The 15,358-nt window shown below is 70.2% G+C and carries 12 protein-coding genes and 1 tRNA gene; 12 read left to right on the top strand and 1 reads right to left on the bottom strand.

Features of this window, described 5'->3' with window-relative positions; all coding sequences use genetic code 11:
* The first annotated feature begins 36 nt into the window (after positions 1–36).
* The 5 genes from OHA81_RS21520 to OHA81_RS21535 all read left to right on the top strand — a co-directional run bounded on the left by OHA81_RS21520 (position 37) and on the right by OHA81_RS21535 (position 4,954).
* Positions 37–2,019, top strand: coding sequence for a DUF3987 domain-containing protein (locus OHA81_RS21520; RefSeq protein WP_329198298.1), 1,983 nt, complete (start codon positions 37–39; stop codon positions 2,017–2,019).
* A gap of 357 nt (positions 2,020–2,376) precedes the next feature.
* Positions 2,377–2,547 carry a helix-turn-helix transcriptional regulator gene (locus OHA81_RS21525; RefSeq protein ID WP_376017787.1) on the top strand — a complete coding sequence of 57 codons (171 nt, stop codon included), beginning with the start codon at positions 2,377–2,379 and terminating at the stop codon, positions 2,545–2,547.
* A complete protein-coding gene (locus OHA81_RS21530; RefSeq protein WP_329198301.1) occupies positions 2,544–4,031 on the top strand; it encodes a tyrosine-type recombinase/integrase in 1,488 nt (495 codons plus the stop codon). The genes OHA81_RS21525 and OHA81_RS21530 overlap by 4 nt, the downstream gene beginning before the upstream one ends.
* A 396-nt stretch (positions 4,032–4,427) precedes the next feature.
* Positions 4,428–4,694: a DUF6313 family protein gene (locus OHA81_RS34630; protein ID WP_443056609.1), complete on the top strand. Its 267-nt coding sequence runs from the start codon at positions 4,428–4,430 to the stop codon at positions 4,692–4,694.
* On the top strand, positions 4,691–4,954 hold the full coding sequence (locus OHA81_RS21535) for a hypothetical protein (protein ID WP_329198303.1): 264 nt from the start codon (positions 4,691–4,693) through the stop codon (positions 4,952–4,954). Before OHA81_RS34630 ends, OHA81_RS21535 begins: the two co-directional genes overlap by 4 nt.
* Before the next feature lie 682 nt (positions 4,955–5,636).
* On the opposite strand, the gene OHA81_RS21540 is transcribed toward OHA81_RS21535, so the two are convergent.
* Positions 5,637–5,708: transfer RNA gene (locus tag OHA81_RS21540), tRNA-Arg, on the bottom strand.
* A gap of 72 nt (positions 5,709–5,780) precedes the next feature.
* Between OHA81_RS21540 and OHA81_RS21545 the strand changes: the two genes are divergently transcribed.
* The 7 genes from OHA81_RS21545 to rho all read left to right on the top strand — a co-directional run bounded on the left by OHA81_RS21545 (position 5,781) and on the right by rho (position 15,052).
* Positions 5,781–6,284, top strand: coding sequence for a response regulator (locus tag OHA81_RS21545; RefSeq protein ID WP_443056786.1), 504 nt, complete (start codon positions 5,781–5,783; stop codon positions 6,282–6,284).
* A 78-nt stretch (positions 6,285–6,362) separates the two neighbouring features.
* Complete coding sequence (gene nrtL / locus OHA81_RS21550) at positions 6,363–7,304, top strand: ArgS-related anticodon-binding protein NrtL (protein ID WP_329198308.1); 942 nt, start codon at positions 6,363–6,365, stop codon at positions 7,302–7,304.
* Between the two features lie 19 nt (positions 7,305–7,323).
* On the top strand, positions 7,324–8,715 hold the full coding sequence (lysA, locus tag OHA81_RS21555; protein ID WP_329198310.1) for a diaminopimelate decarboxylase: 1,392 nt from the start codon (positions 7,324–7,326) through the stop codon (positions 8,713–8,715).
* Between the two features lie 171 nt (positions 8,716–8,886).
* Complete coding sequence (locus OHA81_RS21560; protein WP_329198312.1) at positions 8,887–10,179, top strand: homoserine dehydrogenase; 1,293 nt, start codon at positions 8,887–8,889, stop codon at positions 10,177–10,179.
* A 6-nt stretch (positions 10,180–10,185) separates the two neighbouring features.
* Positions 10,186–11,256, top strand: a complete 1,071-nt coding sequence (thrC, locus tag OHA81_RS21565) for a threonine synthase (protein WP_329198313.1) — start codon at positions 10,186–10,188, stop codon at positions 11,254–11,256.
* 307 nt (positions 11,257–11,563) lie between these two features.
* On the top strand, positions 11,564–12,490 hold the full coding sequence (thrB, locus tag OHA81_RS21570; protein ID WP_190183428.1) for a homoserine kinase: 927 nt from the start codon (positions 11,564–11,566) through the stop codon (positions 12,488–12,490).
* 441 nt (positions 12,491–12,931) lie between these two features.
* On the top strand, positions 12,932–15,052 hold the full coding sequence (rho, locus tag OHA81_RS21575; protein ID WP_329198316.1) for a transcription termination factor Rho: 2,121 nt from the start codon (positions 12,932–12,934) through the stop codon (positions 15,050–15,052).
* Positions 15,053–15,358: the final 306 nt, after the last annotated feature.

Genomic DNA, 15,358 nt, shown 5'->3' on the forward strand with positions numbered 1-15,358 from the left:
TCTCCGTCCCTTCGACAGAAACAGGAGACCACCAGCATGACACCCGAACCCGAGTCGGAGCAGTACGCCTCCGTGCTGCCCCTGCGGGCAGCACCCACCGGCAGCCTGGAGCGCGTCCCGCCGCACGACCTGGAGGCCGAACAGGCCGTCGTCGGAGCCCTAATGCTGGCCCCCGAGGTCACCGCACAGGTGGCCGCGGCGATGGACCCCGCTGACCACTACCGCCCGGCCCACGAGACGATCCACCGCGCCATTCTGGACCTGCATGGCCAGGGCCAGGCCGCGGACCCCATTACGCTCGGCCACCACCTCGACCACGCCGGTGTCCTCGGCAAGGTCGGCGGACGGCCCTACCTTCACTCTCTGGTGCAGGCGGTCCCCAGCACGGCCAATGCCGAGTACTACGCCGGGATCGTCCACCAGCTGGCGCGCCGCCGCCGCAGCATCGAGGCCGGGACCCGCATCGTCCAGGCCGGTATGTCCCCGGATGCCACGGACGAAGACCTGCGTGAGGCTCTGGCCCTGGGCGCCGAGACGATCCCCGGCACGTGGGCGGATCCCATCCCCCTCAACGTCCAGCCCACGCTCCCGCCCTTCCCGACGCACGCCCTCCCTGGGTGGCTCGCCGACTACGTTGCCGCCGTGGCGGAGGAGACCCAGACCCCACCCGACATGGCTGGAGCTCTGGCCCTCTCTGTCTTGTCCGCCGCCTCGGGCGGTCGGGCCGTGGTTCAGGTGCGCGGTCGCTGGAGGGAGCCCACCAACCTCTTCGTGGTGGTCGCGCTCGGTCCCGCCAACCGAAAGTCCTCAGTCTTCGCCGCGATGACCCGCCCCCTGTACGAGGCGGAGAAGAGCCTCGTGGAGGGGGCGAACCTCACGATCGTGGAGGCGGAGGTCACCGCGAAGATGGCCCGCGAAGCGGCCGACAAGGCCGCAGCCCAGGCCGCGAAGGCGGAGGGCCCGGAGCGGGATAACCTGATTGCCGAGGCCATCGGCCTCGCCCAGGTCGCCGAAACCCTGACCGTGCCGGCCAGCCCGCGACTCCTCGCCGATGACGCCACTCCCGAGGTCATCACCACTCTGCTCGCCGAGCAGGGCGGCAGGCTCGCGGTCATGTCTGCCGAGGGCGGCATCTTCGACATCATCGCCGGGCGCTACTCGGGCATCCCCAACATGGAGGTCTTCCTCAAGGGCCACGCCGGCGACCGGCTCCGTGTGGACCGCCGGAGCCGCGAGGAGTTCATCGAAGCCCCGGCCCTGACCATGGGCCTGGCCGTCCAGCCCAGCGTTCTGGAGGAGATTGGCAAGAACCGCGGCTTCGACGGCCGCGGCCTGCTGGCCCGCTTCCTGTACTGCTTGCCCGAATCCCTGGTCGGTCGCCGGAGGATCAATCCGGAGCAGGTGCCGGCCGCCGTGGCGGCGACGTACGAGCGCAACGTGTACGCCCTCACCCTGCAGCTGGCTGACTGGACCGACCCTCTCGTCATCCAGCTCACGCCCGAAGCCGATCGGGCCCTGATCGCCTACGAAGAGCGGCTGGAGCCGCAGCTCAGGGCCAAGGGCGGCAGGCTCGGCCACATCGACAAGTGGGCGGGCAAGCTCGTCGGCGCCACCGCGCGTATCGCCGGACTCCTCCACCTCGCCACCCACATCGACGGTGGGCACCACGAGCCCATCAGCGAAGCCACCCTGCGTGCCGCCACCGAGATCGCGGACTACTTCACCGCCCATGCCCTGACGGTCTTCGATCTCATGGGCGCGGACACGTCGCTGGCCAGGGCCCGCGTCCTGCTGACGGCTCTGGAGCACAACGGCTGGGAGAGCATCACCCGCCGTGACCTGTTCGCCAAGCTGTCCCGCTCCGAATTCCCCACGGTCGCCGAGCTGGAGCCTGCCCTCGCGCTCCTGGAAGAACACGGCTACCTCCGCACCGACACCCCGCCCCGGACCGGCAAGCGCGGACGTCCGCCGGCCCCTCGGTACGTCATCCACCCCAACGTCCGGGAGCCCAAGGCGTGAGCCCTCGATGGAGCTGCACCCCCTGGACTCCGCCGCACAAACCGCAGAATCCGCAGAAACCCGCTGGTGCCCCCTCTGACCAGCGGCGACGCCCCAGCAGCGTGACGGCCGCAGAAAGCCTTGGAAGTCCCGCAGAAATCAGCGCCCGCAGCTGGCGCCGCCTGGCACCACGGGCCACCACCCATTTCTGCGGAGATTCCAACGGTTTCTGCGGCGCATACCGCCAGGACCCCAACGCCGCAGGTCAGGCCATAGATCCCCGTATTTATGCGGATTCTGCGGTTTCTGCGGCGCCTCGCCGTCCCGTAGCTCAACGACCTGCCCCGTGGAGGAACAGTGGCCGCACCGCGTGACGAGATGTTGACCATCCCCCAAGTCGTTGCAGAGATCGGCGTACCTCTCGCCACGTTCTACCGCTGGCGGCAGCTGAGGAAGGGCCCCAAAGCCATCAAGCTTCCGAACGGCTCGGTACGAATCCGGCGCTCTGAGCTGGAGCGCTGGATCGCAACCTTGGAAGAGGCAGCGTGACCAACCGCAAGACCGCGAACGTGCCGGGCCCCCGCAAGAGCGGGGGCCCGGTCCCCACGGCGGAACTCACCTTGACTACGGATGTCCGGATTTGGAAGATCAGCAAGCTTTCGAGCAAGTCCGCTCCCTACCAGCTGCGCTGGGTCGTGGCCGGGCAAGTCCGTCACGCGACGTTCGCCACCGTGGCGCTTGCCGAAAGCCGCCGTTCGGAACTCTGGAACGCGATGACGAAAGGGCAGCCTTTCGACGTCGAATCGGGCTTGCCGGAATCCGAGGTCCGGAAGGCCGCCGCCAAAGAGAACGTCCGCCCCGATCCCACCTGGTGGGAGTTCAGCCGCGACTACATGGCGGTCCGGTGGCGGACCGCTGCGGCGAAGACCCGCGAGGGGCTGGCGGACAGCCTCGCCACAGTAGCCATCGCGATGATGGGCGACGGCGTCAAGGCGCCCACCCCGGAAGAAGTACGGCTGGCAGTGCGCTGGGCCGTCGTACCGTCCCACAAGGGCGAGGAGCCTCCGCCGGAGCTCCTGCGGCCCTGTACGTGGCTGTCGCAGCGGTCCCGGCCCCTCTCGGACCTCCAGGACCCGAGGGTGCTCCGGGACGTCCAGTACCGGCTTTCGTTCAAGCTGGACGACACCCCGGCGGCGGGGGAGACCTACAAGCGCCGGCGCCGCGGCTTCAACACCGCCATGGAATACGCGATCGAGTCGGGCTATCTGGACGCGAACCCTCTCGCCGGGGTGAAGCGGGCCGGGCCCAAGGGCGGTGACGCTGTGGACCCCAGGGTCCTGGTCAATGCCGTCCAGGGAAGCCAGCTCCTGACCTCGGTCTCCTACGTCGGCTCCGTCCACCGCAATCGCGGGCGGCGGCTCGTCGCGTTCTTCGCCTGCCAGCTGTACGCGGCGATGCGGCCGGCGGAAGCGGTCGGCCTGAGGGAGCAGGACTGCCACCTCCCCGAAACGGGGTGGGGCACGCTCACGCTCCGGGAGACGCTGCCGGTATCTGGCAAGAGGTGGACCGACTCCGGGAAGCGCCATGACAAGCGCGGCCTCAAGTCGCGCGAGGCCAAGGCCGACCGGCCAGTGCCCATTCCGCCGATCCTGGTGGCGATGCTCCGCGAGCACATCGATGAGTTCGGCACGGCTCAGGATGGCCGTCTCTTCGCCAACGAGCGTGGCGCCGTGCTGGGCACCTCCAGCTACTGGAGGGTCTGGCAGGAGGCGCGGGCATTCGCGCTTCCCCCGGACCGGGCCGCCTCGCCGCTCGCGCGTCGGCCGTACGACCTGCGGCACACCTGCATCACGAACTGGCTGAACGCCGGAGTTCCGGTCGCCGAGGTCGCCCGGCGTGCCGGCAACTCTCCGGAGGTCATCCACCGGCGCTACGAAGGCTGCATCGACGGCCACGAGGAGCTGAATAACAAGAAGATCGAAATGGCCATGGGCTGGAATACCTTTGAAAACAGGGGGGTCGGCAGGCGCTGATCCAAACGCGGGGCCGGCGTCATGATGCTCTCGTTCAGGTCGAGAAGGAGTTGACTGTTGGATTGCCACTCGGCGCGGATTCGATCTGGTGTCATACCTGCCCACGACAGACGCGGTGTCAGGGTCATCCCTTTGGAACGTCTCAGCGGGCAGGGGCAATTGGAGTGCAGGCCCGTGCCGTGTTGGGCGTTTGGGTTACGAGGGTAGAGCGGGGGCGACGTGTCGCGTGCTGTGACTGAATGATCTCGCTATGTTCATGCAGTGACTAGTTTCCCTCCAGTCGACCCCGATAGGCCACCACCGGACACGCGGGCGGAGCAAAGACGGGATCGTGGCCGGGATAAACGGTCCAAGCGAAGTCGATTGCAACGCTGGCTACGATCGCGCGGGACTTGGATGGGGCTGGGATTTGCACTCCTCTACGTTCTGGCGGGCTGCCTGATGGGATATTCGACTGCCTATCAGGTAATGGTCGGAATCACCCCGCCGGATCGTGTCGACTGCCGTGCTATCGCATGGGTTCTTTCGGTTACAGGCTGGCTGCTAGTCCCGGCGACCGTGGGTGGGGCCGCTGGATATCTCGTCAGCCAGGACATCGAACGACGGCGCTCGGAGCCCGGGGCAACGGTCATCCATAGGATGAAGCGGGAGGCGGGTGGGTGAAGACGATCATGGACTTGTATGCCGAAGGCGGTGCCGCGGCGCTCTTCGTCAGACGCTTCCGCGCTCTCCACAATGGGGTCTGGCATCCAACGAAGGATCACTGGAGCTTCACTTGGGAGCACATCGCAGGCCGTGCTTCCGAGCTTGAGCGACTCACCGAGAGTGAAGCGGAGGAACGCGTCGCGGAGCTTACTCAGGCCCTGTGTTGGGATCTCCTGCAGGTGGGCAAATGCTGGGCATGTGAAAAACTCATCAAGTGAGGCGTACGGTGGACGACATGCGACAGAAAGTGCCTGTGGAACAACTCATCGAGGAGATGATCGCTTCTGCCTGCCCAGATGCTGCCGACGAGACAGTTCGAAGTGCCGCGCAAGCGGTACTCAGCGTAGGTATGCATAGAGCCCCGACGGCGGCAGACGCTAGGTCATTCGGCGAGCGGTTTGGGGCGGCGCTTGGTGGTTCTGTAGGTCCAGTGCGCGCAACAAGCGGAGAGCAAGGTCGTTCCCGGGCGGTGGCGCGAGACCAGGTGCTTCGCCTCTACCAGGACGAGATCTCCATCAGTCAGATCGCGGCTCGTGTGGGCCTTAAGAGGGGGACTGTCCGACGCCTTCTCATGGAGGCCGGCGTCTCGCCCCGAGAGCTGCGTCCTTCTGGGTCCCAGAGCAGTGGGAGTAAAGCTGCTGCCCCTAAGAAGAGCGAGCGACAGAAGGCTCACCGTGAAAGGTCCATGCCACACGGCGCCGCGCGGGCTAACGGGCGTCGTTCGAGAGGCGACGACTAAGAGCAGGTGAGCTCCGTGTCACCCACGCGAAACTCACACGCCGCTCACACGGGACCAGTGCGTAACAACGACAAAGGCCCGGACTCAGCTGGACTGAGTTCGGGCCTTCATACTTGGCACTTCAGCTGGTCAGCGGCGTGATCGCGCTGGTCCGGCTGGAGTGCCCCCGGCAGGATTCGAACCTGCGCACACGGCTCCGGAGGCCGTTGCTCTATCCCCTGAGCTACGGGGGCGTGTCGTTCGCTTTGCGGCGACGGGTTGAACACTACCAGCTCGCGGGCAGTGATCAGAAACGGTTTGCGGGGGTGGGGGAGGGCGGTCGCCCGGAGGGGGTGGAAGTGGGGAAAACCCGGACGCGGGGGCCGGGGCGGACCTACTCTCGAGTTGTGCCAGGCGCCTCGCGCCGGGTGCTTGTTGTCGACGACAACAAGGTCATCCGGCAGCTGATCAAGGTCAATCTCGAACTGGAGGGCTTCGAGGTCGTGACCGCGAACGATGGTGCCGAGTGCCTGGACGTCGTCCATCACGTGTGTCCCGACGTGATCACCCTCGATGTGGTCATGCCCCGCCTCGACGGGTTCGGGGCCGCCGCGCGGCTGCGGGCCGATCCGCGGACGCGCGACGTGCCGCTCGCCATGGTCAGCGCCTGCACGCAGCACGAGGTCGAGGCCGGCATCACCGCCGGGGTCGACGCGTTCCTCGCCAAGCCCTTCGAGCCCGCCGAGCTGGTCCGCGTCGTACGGCGGCTCGTCGAGCGGCGCGACCGGCGTGAGCGGGAAGGGGCTCCCGCCGGGAGCGGCAGAGGGTGAGGCCGACGGCGCGCAGGCGCTGTTCACATGGCGAAACCCTTCGCATGACGCGGAAGGTTCTCCCCTAGGCTGGGTCCCGTGACCCCCGCCGACCTCTCCCGTACCGTCGCGCACGCCGTGCGCCGCGCCGTCGAGGATGGGGAGCTGCCCGACGGGGCGGAGCTGCCGCAGCGGGTGGTCGTCGACCGGACGCGGCCCGGCGGGGTGGGGGAGTACGCCACCGCCGTCGCCTTCCCCCTCGCCAAGAGCGCCGGACGGGCCCCCGGGGACGTCGCGCGCCTGCTCGCCCGCCGGCTGGAGCGGGCGCCCGGGATCGAGAGGGTCGAGGTCACGGGCGCGGGGTTCCTGAACTTCGTCATGGGCCTGCCGTCCGCCGAGTCCCTCGTACGGGACGTGCAAGAGCGCGGCGCCCGCTACGGGTTCCCCCCGCAAGGCGACGCGGTGACCCGCGACGCCGTCGTGCGCGGTGCGGTCCTGCGCCTCGGCGGGGAGCCGGGGGACGCCGGACGCGGCGCGCTCCGCGTCGCGCCCGTGCCCAAGAAGGAAGGGGACGTCTTCGCCGCCTACGGCGCCGACGCCGCCCGCTGGGCCGTGCTCGCCGTCGCGCCGCACGAGACCCCCTCGTTCTCCGCTCGGCTCCTCGTCCAGGACGAGTCCAACGAGTTCTTCCGCGTGCGGTACGGATACGCGCGCAGCCGGGCCCTGCTGCGCAACGCCGCCCTGCTCGGTTTCCACGCCGAGCCGGGCGCCGTCGACGGCGCGGACGCGCTGCTGCGCGCCCTCGCCGACCACCCCCTCGTCCTCGAAGCGGCCGCCCACCACCGCGCGCCCGAGCGGCTCGTGCGGCAGCTGGTCCGGCTGGCCGACGCGCTGCTCGACTTCCAGTACGAGGTCCTCCCCAAGGGAGACGAGAAACCCTCGGCCGCCCACCGCGCCCGGCTGGCACTCGCCGAAGCCGCCGGGACGGTGCTGGCCGGCGGCCTGTCCCTGCTCGGCATAGCAGCCCCCGAACGCCTGTGACCTGCGAAGAGAGATTCCGATGAGCCGTTCCGCGCACCCCGCCGGGCCCCGCCACGCCGACGTCCTGCCCGAGGGCCACTACGCGCCGCCGCCCGCCGACCTCAACGCCTTGGACGAGAAGGTCTGGTCGCGCACGGTCACGCGTGACGCCGACGGCGTGGTGCACGTGGGGGGCATCTCGGTCACCAAGCTGGCCGAGGAGTTCGGGACGCCCGCCTACTTCATGGACGAAGAGGACTTCCGGGCCCGCTGCCGCGCCTGGGCGCACGCCTTCGGGGCCGACGCCGACGTGTTCTACGCGGGGAAGGCGTTCCTCTCCAAGGCCGTCGTGAAGTGGCTCAAGGAAGAGGGGCTCAACCTCGACGTCTGCTCCGGCGGGGAGCTGGCCACCGCCCTCGCCGCGGGGATGCCCGCCGAGCGGATCGCCTTCCACGGCAACAACAAGTCGCAGGACGAGATCCGGCGGGCCGTCACGGCCGGCGTCGGGCGCATCGTGCTCGACTCCTTCCAGGAGATCGCCCGCGTCGCCCACATCGCCCGTGAGCTGGGGGTGCGCCAGCCCGTCCAGATCCGCGTGACCGTCGGCGTGGAAGCGCACACGCACGAGTTCATCGCCACCGCGCACGAGGACCAGAAGTTCGGCATCGCCGTCGCCGACGGCTCCGCCGCCGAGGCCGTGCGCCGCGCCCTCGGGCACGACAGCCTCGACCTGCTCGGCGTCCACTCCCACATCGGCTCGCAGATCTTCGACATGGCCGGGTTCGAGGTCTCCGCGAAGCGGGTCGTGCGGCTGCTCGCCGCCGTCCGCGACGAGCACGGCGTCGAGCTGCCCGAGATCGACCTCGGCGGCGGCCTCGGCATCGCCTACACCTCCGCCGACGACCCCCGCGAACCGCACGAGATCGCCAAGGCCCTGCACGAGATCGTGGCGCGGGAGTGCGAGGCGGCGGGGCTGCGCGCCCCCCGGATCTCCGTCGAGCCGGGCCGGGCGATCGTCGGCCCGACCGCCTTCACCCTCTACGAGGTCGGCACCATCAAGCCGCTCGAAGGGCTGCGGACGTACGTCAGCGTCGACGGGGGCATGTCGGACAACATCCGCACCGCCCTCTACGACGCCGAATACGCGGTCACGCTCGTCTCCCGCGTCTCCGACGCCGAGCCGATGCTGGTGCGCGTCGTCGGCAAGCACTGCGAGAGCGGCGACATCGTGGTCAAGGACGCCTTCCTCCCGGCGGACCTCGCCCCCGGCGACCTGATCGCGGTCCCGGCGACCGGCGCGTACTGCCGCTCCATGGCCAGCAACTACAACCACGCGCTCCGCCCGCCCGTCGTCGCCGTGCGCGACGGACGGGCGCGGGAGATCGTCCGGCGCGAGACGGAGGAAGATCTCCTGCGTCTGGACCTCGGATGAGGCCCCTATTTCTGGGCGGGGCCCCCAGACCCCCAAAATGGACGTCTCACCCAATGGACCGAGGATGGAAACTACTGTCCATTGCATGAGACTGGTGAGCGTGAGACTGGTCAGGCCCGGCGGGCAAACCGCGCGCCGGGTGGCGTTGGAAGATCGAAAGGCGTAGGTCGAATGATGCGTACGCGTCCGCTGAAGGTGGCGCTGCTGGGCTGTGGTGTGGTCGGCTCAGAGGTGGCGCGCATCATGACGACGCACGCCGAGGACCTGACGGCCAGGATCGGCGCGCCCGTCGAACTGGCCGGCGTCGCCGTGCGCCGCCCCTCCAAGGTCCGCGAGGGCATCGACCCGGCCCTGATCACCACCGATGCGACCGCCCTCCTCAAGCGCGGCGACATCGACGTCGCCATCGAGGTCATCGGCGGCATCGAGCCGGCCCGCGGCCTGATCACCACCGCTTTCCGGCACGGCATCTCGGTCGTCTCCGCGAACAAGGCCCTGCTGGCCCAGGACGGCGCCGCGCTGCACGCCGCGGCCGACGAGGCCGGCCTCGACCTGTACTACGAGGCCGCCGTCGCCGGCGCGATCCCGCTGGTCCGCCCTATGCGCGAGTCCCTCGCGGGCGACAAGATCAACCGGGTCATGGGCATCGTCAACGGCACGACCAACTTCATCCTCGACAAGATGGACTCGACGGGCGCCGGCTACCAGGAGGCGCTCGACGAGGCCACCGCCCTCGGGTACGCCGAGGCCGACCCGACCGCCGACGTCGAGGGCTACGACGCCGCCGCCAAGGCCGCGATCCTGGCCGGCATCGCCTTCCACACCCGGGTGCGGCTCGACGACGTCTACCGCGAGGGCATGACCGAGGTCAGCTCCGCGGACTTCGCCTCCGCCAAGCGCATGGGCTGCACCATCAAGCTCCTGGCCATCCTGGAGCGCGCCGCCGACGGCCGGTCGGTGACCGCCCGCGTGCACCCGGCGATGATCCCGCTCAGCCACCCGCTGGCCTCGGTGCGCGAGGCGTACAACGCCGTCTTCGTCGAGGCGGAAGCCGCCGGGCGGCTGATGTTCTACGGCCCGGGCGCGGGCGGCTCGCCGACCGCCTCCGCGGTCCTCGGCGACCTCGTCGCCGTCTGCCGCAACAAGCTCGCCGAGGCAACGGGGCCCGGCGAGTCGGCGTACACCCAGCTGCCGGTCAGCCCCATGGGGGACGTCGTCACGCGCTACCACATCAGCCTCGATGTGGCCGACAAGCCGGGCGTCCTCGCCCAGGTCGCGACGACGTTCGCGGAGCACGGGGTCAGCATCGACACCGTCCGCCAGCAGGGCAAGGACGGCGAGGCCTCCCTCGTCGTCGTCACCCACCGCGCACCCGACGCCGCCCTTTCCGGGACCGTCGAGGCGCTGCGGAAGCTGGACACCGTGCGCGGTGTCGCCAGCATCATGCGTGTTGAAGGGGAGTAAGGACCCATGACCAGCAATCGCACCCACCAGTGGCGCGGCATCATCGAGGAGTACCGGGACCGCCTGCCGGTGACGGACGCGACGCCCGTGGTCACGCTCCGCGAGGGCGGCACTCCCCTCGTACCGGCCCAGGTGCTCTCGGAGCGCACCGGCTGTGAGGTGCACCTCAAGGTCGAGGGCGCGAACCCCACCGGGTCCTTCAAGGACCGCGGCATGACGATGGCGATCACCCGGGCCAAGGAGGAGGGCGCCAAGGCGGTCATCTGCGCCTCCACGGGCAACACCTCGGCGTCCGCCGCCGCGTACGCGGTGCGCGCCGGGATGGTCTCGGCGGTCCTCGTGCCCCGCGGCAAGATCGCGCTCGGCAAGATGGGCCAGGCGCTGGTGCACGGTGCCAAGATCCTCCAGGTGGACGGCAACTTCGACGACTGCCTGAACCTGGCCCGCGCGCTCTCGGACAACTACCCGGTGGCGCTGGTCAATTCCGTCAACCCGGTCCGTATCGAGGGCCAGAAGACGGCCGCGTTCGAGATCGTCGACGCGCTGGGCGACGCCCCCGACATCCACGTGCTGCCGGTCGGCAACGCGGGCAACATCACCGCGTACTGGAAGGGCTTCAAGGAGTACAAGGCCGACGGCCTGGCCTCCCGTACGCCCCGCGTGTGGGGTTTCCAGGCCTCCGGTTCCGCGCCCATCGTGCGCGGCGAGGTCGTCAAGGAGCCGCACACCATCGCGACGGCGATCCGCATCGGCAACCCGGCCTCCTGGGAGTACGCCCTCGCGGCCCGCGAGGAGTCCGGCGGTTTCATCGACGAGGTGACGGACCGCCAGATCCTGGCCGCCTACCGCCTGTTGGCCGCACAGGAGGGCGTCTTCGTGGAGCCCGCCTCCGCCGCGTCGGTGGCCGGTCTGCTCAAGGCCGCCGAGGCCGGACTGGTCGACCCCGGCCAGAAGATCGTGTGCACCGTCACCGGCAACGGCCTCAAGGACCCCGACTGGGCGGTCGCCGGGGCCCCGCAGCCGGTCACCGTCCCGGTGGACGCCGAGGCCGCGGCCGTCCGGCTCGGCCTGGTCTGACCCGGAGCCCGCCCCGCGCGGGCTCCACGCCGCGTCGCCGGATTCCGGGAACCCCCGGGATCCGGCGCCCCGGTCCGTACGGCAACCGAAGCCGGCGGAAGACCCGCGACACGCATCGTGCGCCTCCTGTGCGCCCTATGTCGCGAGAGAACCTTCCTTCGATAGGCTGTACTTACATCCGCCACCGCGCATATGACCGCGGTGCTGCCCCGAGTGCCTTCGGGTGTCGTACGTTCTCCAGTACATTCGCAGCGAAGATCCCGCTCAGCACCAGATCTCGCACAGTCACAAGGAGTGTCATCGACCGATGGCAGGTCCAGCGTTCCGCGCCGCCGCCGTACGAGTGCGCGTCCCCGCCAGCAGTGCCAACCTCGGCCCCGGCTTCGACGCCCTCGGCCTGGCCCTGGGGCTCTACGACGACGTGGTCGTCCGCGTCGCCGACTCCGGCCTGAACATCGACATCGCCGGTGAGGGCGCCGACAACCTCCCGCGCGACGAGAGCCACCTCCTCGTACGCTCCATGCGCACCGCTTTCGACCTGCTGGGCGGGCAGCCGCGCGGCCTGGAGGTCGTGTGCGCCAACCGCATCCCGCACGGCCGCGGGCTCGGTTCGTCCTCCGCGGCGATCTGCGCGGGCATCGTCGCCGCCCGCGCCGTGACCATAGGCGCGGAGGCCCGGCTCGACGACGCGGCGCTGCTGGAACTCGCCACCGAGATCGAGGGCCATCCCGACAACGTCGCCGCCTGCCTGCTCGGCGGCTTCACCCTCGCCTGGATGGACGGCGGCAGCGCCAAGGCGATCCGGATGGACCCGGCCGATTCCATCGTTCCGGTGGTCTTCGTACCTTCCAAGCCGGTCCTCACGGAAACGGCGCGCGGCCTGCTGCCGCGCACCGTTCCGCACGTGGACGCGGCCGTCAACGCGGGTCGCGCGGCCCTGCTCGTCGAAGCCCTGACCAGGCGTCCCGAGTTGCTGCTGCCCGCCACCGAGGACCGGCTCCACCAGGAGTACAGGTCCCCGGCGATGCCCGAGAGCGTGGCTCTCGTGGCCCGGCTGCGGGCGGACGGTATCCCCGCGGTCATCTCCGGCGCGGGCCCCACGGTCCTCGCGCTGGTCGACAACGGTGCGGCCGACAAGGTCGCGCAGCTCGCGGGCGAGGGGTGGGCGGCCAATCGGCTGGCCCTCGACGTCCCGGGGGCGAGCGTTCTTCCGCTGGGCACCCAGGGCGGCTAGGCCCACGGGGCCCGGCCGGCCAGGGGGCCGGTGCGGCGGCTGGGCAGGCCGACCGCGCGGAAGGGCGTGATTGCCGGTGATTGAGAGGGGGAATGTCTGTTGGATCCGGTAGTGTTAATCTCAAGTGCGCATCCGAAGCCGCCATGGCTCGGTGCTCAGTGTCCCCATTCGGGACCACATTTCTTCCGGGAGCCTCCCCGACTGCTCTGATCGCTTCCAGCAGTTTCGAGCACGCTCCGGAATCGGCGTGACATTCCCACGCTTCCAGCTCGGGGGCTTCTCGCCGGAACAAGCACGCACGTTTTCTCTCCGCCGTATCTCTACCGGCGGACCACCGCCCCGGCTGCGGTCCATGACCCATCAGGTAATGGAACGTCGTCGGACAGCACAACCGGTCGCCGAGCCAGACAGGCCGACGTCCGCTCCAGGGAAGGACCCTTCGTGAGCGACACCACCGATCTGATGGGCGCTGCCGACACCAACGTCGACACCAGTGCCCCCGCCGCGGGCGCCGCGGCTGCCACTGCCGGCCGGCGGCGCCGCTCCGGCACCGGCCTTGACGGCATGGTCCTGGCCGAGCTCCAGCAGGTCGCGTCGGGCCTCGGCATCAGGGGCACCGCGCGCATGCGCAAGAGCCAGCTGATCGAGGTCATCAAGGAGGCGCAGGCGGGCGCAGGCGCCCCCAAGGCCGCCGCCTCCGCCGCGGACACCGCCGAGGCCAAGCCGAAGCGCCGCGCCACCAGCAAGGCCCGCACGGGCGAGGCCGCCGCCGAGGCGCCCGCCGAGAAGCCTGCCACGCAGGCCCAGATTGAGATCCCCGGCCAGCCGGCCAGCGACGACGCCCCGGTGGGCGAGCGCCGCCGCCGTCGGGCCACCGCCCCCTCCGGCAGCCCGGAGTCCACGGCGCCCGTCGCCGTACAGGTCGAGCAGAAGACCGAGACCGCCCCCGCGACGCAGAGCGACGTCAAGGTGGAGGCCGCGACCGCCGTCTCCGCGCAGGGCCAGGGCCAGGGTCAGACGCAGCTCCAGGAGGCCGGCGAGGGCCGCGGCCGCCGGGACCGCCGCGACCGCGACCGGGGCGAGCGCGGCGAGCGCCAGCGCGACCGCCGCGACCGTGGCGCCAAGACCGACGACCAGACCGGCCAGGGCCAGGGCGGCCAGGCCCAGCAGGGCCAGGGCCAGGCTCAGGGCGGCCAGGGCCAGGGTGGTCAGGGCGGCAGCCGTCAGGACCGTCAGGACCGCGGCGACCGTCAGCAGCAGGGCGGCCGCGGCCAGGGGCGTCAGGACCGTCAGGACAACGGCCCCCAGGACGACTTCGACTCCGAGGACGGCCGTCGCGGCCGTCGCGGACGCTACCGCGACCGCCGTGGCCGTCGTGGCCGCGACGAGTTCGCGCCGAGCGAGCCGCAGGTCGCCGACGACGACGTCCTGATCCCCGTCGCGGGCATCCTCGACATCCTCGACAACTACGCGTTCATCCGGACCTCCGGCTACCTGCCCGGCCCGAACGACGTGTACGTCTCCCTCGCCCAGGTCCGCAAGGCGGGGCTGCGCAAGGGCGACCACACCACCGGTGCCGTGCGCCAGCCCAAGGACGGCGAGCGCCGCGAGAAGTTCAACGCCCTCGTGCGTCTGGACTCGGTGAACGGCATGGCGCCCGAATCCGGCCGCGGCCGCCCGGAGTTCCAGAAGCTGACCCCGCTCTACCCGCAGGACCGGCTCCGTCTGGAGACCGACCCGGGCGTGCTGACGACCCGCATCATCGACCTCGTGTCGCCGATCGGCAAGGGCCAGCGAGGCCTGATCGTGGCCCCGCCGAAGACCGGCAAGACCATGATCATGCAGGCGATCGCCAACGCGATCACCACCAACAACCCCGAGTGCCACCTGATGGTCGTCCTGGTCGACGAGCGTCCGGAAGAGGTCACCGACATGCAGCGGTCGGTCAAGGGCGAGGTCATCTCCTCGACCTTCGACCGTCCGGCCGAGGACCACACCACCGTCGCCGAGCTGGCCATCGAGCGCGCCAAGCGTCTCGTGGAGCTGGGTCACGACGTGGTCGTCCTGCTGGACTCCATCACCCGTCTGGGCCGCGCGTACAACCTCGCCGCCCCCGCCTCCGGCCGCATCCTGTCCGGTGGTGTCGACTCGACCGCGCTCTACCCGCCGAAGCGCTTCTTCGGTGCCGCGCGCAACATCGAGGACGGCGGCTCGCTGACCATCCTGGCCACCGCGCTGGTCGACACCGGCTCGCGCATGGACGAGGTGATCTTCGAGGAGTTCAAGGGCACCGGCAACATGGAGCTCAAGCTCGACCGCAAGCTCGCCGACAAGCGCATCTTCCCGGCCGTCGACGTCGACCCGTCGGGTACGCGCAAGGAGGAGATCCTCCTCAACGCGGAAGAGCTCGCCATCGTGTGGAAGCTGCGCCGGGTGCTGCACGCGCTCGACTCGCAGCAGGCGATCGAGCTGCTCCTCGACAAGATGAAGCAGACGAAGTCGAACGCCGAGTTCCTGATGCAGATCGCCAAGACGACCCCGGCGGGCAAGAACGACGACTGACCGTCGCCGTAGCCGGACGTCCCACGGAACCGCCCCCGTCGCAGCCGCGACGGGGGCGGTCCCCTTTTGCGGCCGGGCCTGCGACCTTCGCCACAGCCGCGACCCGCCGACGGGCAGGTACCCCGTCGCTTTCGTCCCGGTTCAGGCCCGCGTGGGTAGGCGCGTCGTCACAGCGCGTCGGCCCCGGCGACGGCGGTCCGAGGGCCGTCGTACGTCGCCGCCCCGGGGCCGTGGAACCCTGGAAGACGTTCCTCCGTCTGTGTCAGAGACCAGCGGAGGTCGCAGACAGGCCGAACGGGCCGCGGG

It is taken from the genome of Streptomyces sp. NBC_00667, from assembly GCF_036226825.1.
Taxonomy (GTDB): domain Bacteria; phylum Actinomycetota; class Actinomycetes; order Streptomycetales; family Streptomycetaceae; genus Streptomyces.